We start from the raw sequence: 2,718 nt of genomic DNA on the forward strand, positions 1-2,718 counted from the left end.
CAAAGAGGGCAGACTTAGAAGCAAACTTCTTCGTCGCCAGCGGCGCACCGCCCTCGTTCGTGGGCCGTATATAGTCGCCCCCCGATCGAACTGTCAACAGCCAAGATCGCTCTTTTTTCGATTTCTCGTGGAGATGTCCGCGGCGGCAAAAAGGTGAGCTGGCTTGGTTGAATTTTGGCCCGACGTTCTGTTGCCAACCATCCCGGCGATACCAGCCACAACCGCTCAGCCGAGCGGGATGCCTTCAACCGAAATCGCCCTGCGGCACTTAGCCGGATGCGATCACCGCGGCCGCTTGAACCTCGATTTAGAGCCGTCCCTCGAGCAATTCAGGCGTGATGTTCCGGCCCGCGTAGAAGATGCCCAGGATCAGCACACGCTCGCCGTCGATGGCGAAAGCGATACTGACCGCGCGACGATAACCGATGATCCGCAGCCCCGGCATGATCTCCACCCGCTCAGTGCCGCGCCGTGGAAATGTCGACAAGCCTAGACAATGATCGCGGATGCCCACGACAAAATCCCAGGCAACCGCCGGCGATGCACGCTCGGCTATATCGTCATAGAGCTGTTCGAGTTCAGCTTCCGCGCTCGCGTGGAAGACAATCCGGTATTCCATCCCCTACTTGGCTTTCGCCTGCCGCGCACGATGACGGACCTCCAGCCGGGAAAACACCGTTTCGGCGGGGATACCCTTTGCCGGATCTTGCTGGAGCTCGGCCATGCGCGACGGGATTTCCTCGCGCAGCCACTTCTCTCGCTCCGCCTCAAAATCCTCGAGCATGCGCAGGCCGGCGCGGACAACCTCGCTGGCATTGTTGTAGCGGCCCGATTCGAGCTGCTTCCTGATGAAGCGCTCATAATGATCGTTCAAAGCATAGTTGGGCATGGGGAACCTTCTCGGGAATATGGGGCCGGATGGCAGATATAGCAATAGATAGCAGAAATTAGCAATTTGGTTGATTCGATTCCAATTCACCCGATGCGATTCAGTGGAAGATCCAACCGTACCCGAATCGGCAGCGATCAAAATTCCGGGTCGGGACGCCGGCGCCCGATCGAGGATCGCCAGGCGGCCTATTCCACGATCTCTGCTCTCTCCATTTGCGAGGCGACTGGGACACAAAAGCCGGCTGAGTTTAAGCTCAACCGGCTAATATTATTTCGCACCTGGTTGGGCACTGGTCTCGGAATAGGTGTCTCTCGTTTCAACGTCCTCAAGCGCGTCGCGCTGAAGCGGATTCAGGCGACGCGCTTTGGCTTTGTTTTCATGCATGTCGTTATCGCAAAACCGCTGCACACTTTTGCGCGACACGCATTCGTTGGCCCCAGCTCAAAGCGAGCATCGCACTCGGCGCCAATGTGGAGGGAATGATTCGGCCTTGGCGAGAGCCTGTCGCCCTGTGTGCCCGTCCGCGATCCTCCAACGCAAAACGGCCCGCGTTGAGCGGGCCGTTTTGAGGTTGGTTGCGGGGACCCGCAACGACTTTTGTCATAACACCGTCAGACGTTTGATTTTGGTCAGGTTTAGCGAGTTCGAGAATGCCGAACAGCTCGCCGCGTAGCTCGGCGTGGACCTCACCGCGCTTGTCGCCGGGCGTGAGTACGACCTGTCCGATCAACGAGCGCAACGCCTCGGCGGCTGGACGTCCATCCTCTTGGTCGGCCAGCGCTTGCGTGAACTGCTCGACCCGCTTCTTATAAAGAGTGGCGATGTTGGGATGCAGGTCGGGCACGTCAGTGGGCGCCACTGCCAGACGCGCGGTTATCTCTGCCTTCTGCCTCTCCAGGTCTTCCATTCTCGCTTTCATCGAAGGTTGGTACAGGCCATCCTCGATCGCGGCCATCATGCCGGCGATGGCACGTTCGATCTTGTCGAGCGCTCTGCGGTCCTGTTCGCTTTGGGCGCGACGCTCCTGGTTGAGGCGATTGGTCTCCTGGGCAAAAGCTCTGATCGCCTCGGCCACGGCATCGGCAGAGACGAGCCTTTCCTTGAGGCCTGCGAGGACTCGCTGCTCGATCTTCTCGCGGGTGATGGTGCGGCTGTTGTCGCAGATGCCCCGGCGCTGGTGGTTGAGGCAGGCATAACGGTCGCGTGTGAACAGGCCGTAGCGCCCTCCGCAGTAGCCGCACGTAAGCAAGCCGGACAGGAGGGAGACGGGCCGCTTCATCGTGTGCAGCTTTCTGGCCCGGGCCTTGCGCGTGGCGATAGCCACCGCCTCGAACTGGCTGGCGATGGATTTCTGTCTCTCCTTCACGGCCTGCCACAATTCGTTGTCGACGATCCTGAGATGCGGCACCTCAGTGCGGATCCATTTCGCTGCTGGATTGGCCCGTGAGACGCGCTTGCCGGTGGCGGGATCCTTGACGAAGTGGAGGCGGTTCCAAACCAGTACACCGGTATAGAGCTCGTTGTTGATGACGCCGGTACCGCGGATTACATGCCCGCGCACGCTGGTATCGCCCCAGTGTCGGCCGAGCGGGCCAGGAACGCCCTCCTTGTTGAGGTCAGCGGCGATCGCCTTCGGACTCTTGCCGGCGGCGAACTCGCGGAAGATGCGGCGCACGATGGCCGCTTCCTCCGGCACGATCTCGCGGTCGCCGCGAACGGGCTCGCCTGCTCCATCCAGCTTCTTCACCACCCGGTAGCCGTATGACAGCCCGCCCCCGGCCTTGCCTTTCTCCACCCTACCCCGCAGGCCGCGATGGGTCTTGAGG

The 2,718-nt window shown here is 60.7% G+C and carries 3 protein-coding genes; all 3 read right to left on the reverse strand.

Going from position 1 to position 2,718, the window contains the following annotated elements:
• Positions 1 to 307: 307 nt before the first annotated feature.
• Positions 308 to 619, reverse strand: coding sequence for a type II toxin-antitoxin system RelE/ParE family toxin (locus FJW07_RS31525; RefSeq protein ID WP_140660012.1), 312 nt, complete (start codon positions 617 to 619; stop codon positions 308 to 310).
• Positions 620 to 622: 3 nt separating this feature from the next.
• Entirely contained in the window at positions 623 to 889 is a 267-nt protein-coding gene (locus FJW07_RS31530; protein ID WP_140660013.1) for a type II toxin-antitoxin system ParD family antitoxin, read from the reverse strand.
• A 391-nt stretch (positions 890 to 1,280) separates the two neighbouring features.
• A partial coding sequence (locus FJW07_RS31540) for a recombinase family protein (protein ID WP_181182789.1) occupies positions 1,281 to 2,718 on the reverse strand: 1,438 nt, incomplete at its 5' end.

Source organism: Mesorhizobium sp. B3-1-9, assembly GCF_006439595.1.
Lineage (GTDB): Bacteria > Pseudomonadota > Alphaproteobacteria > Rhizobiales > Rhizobiaceae > Mesorhizobium.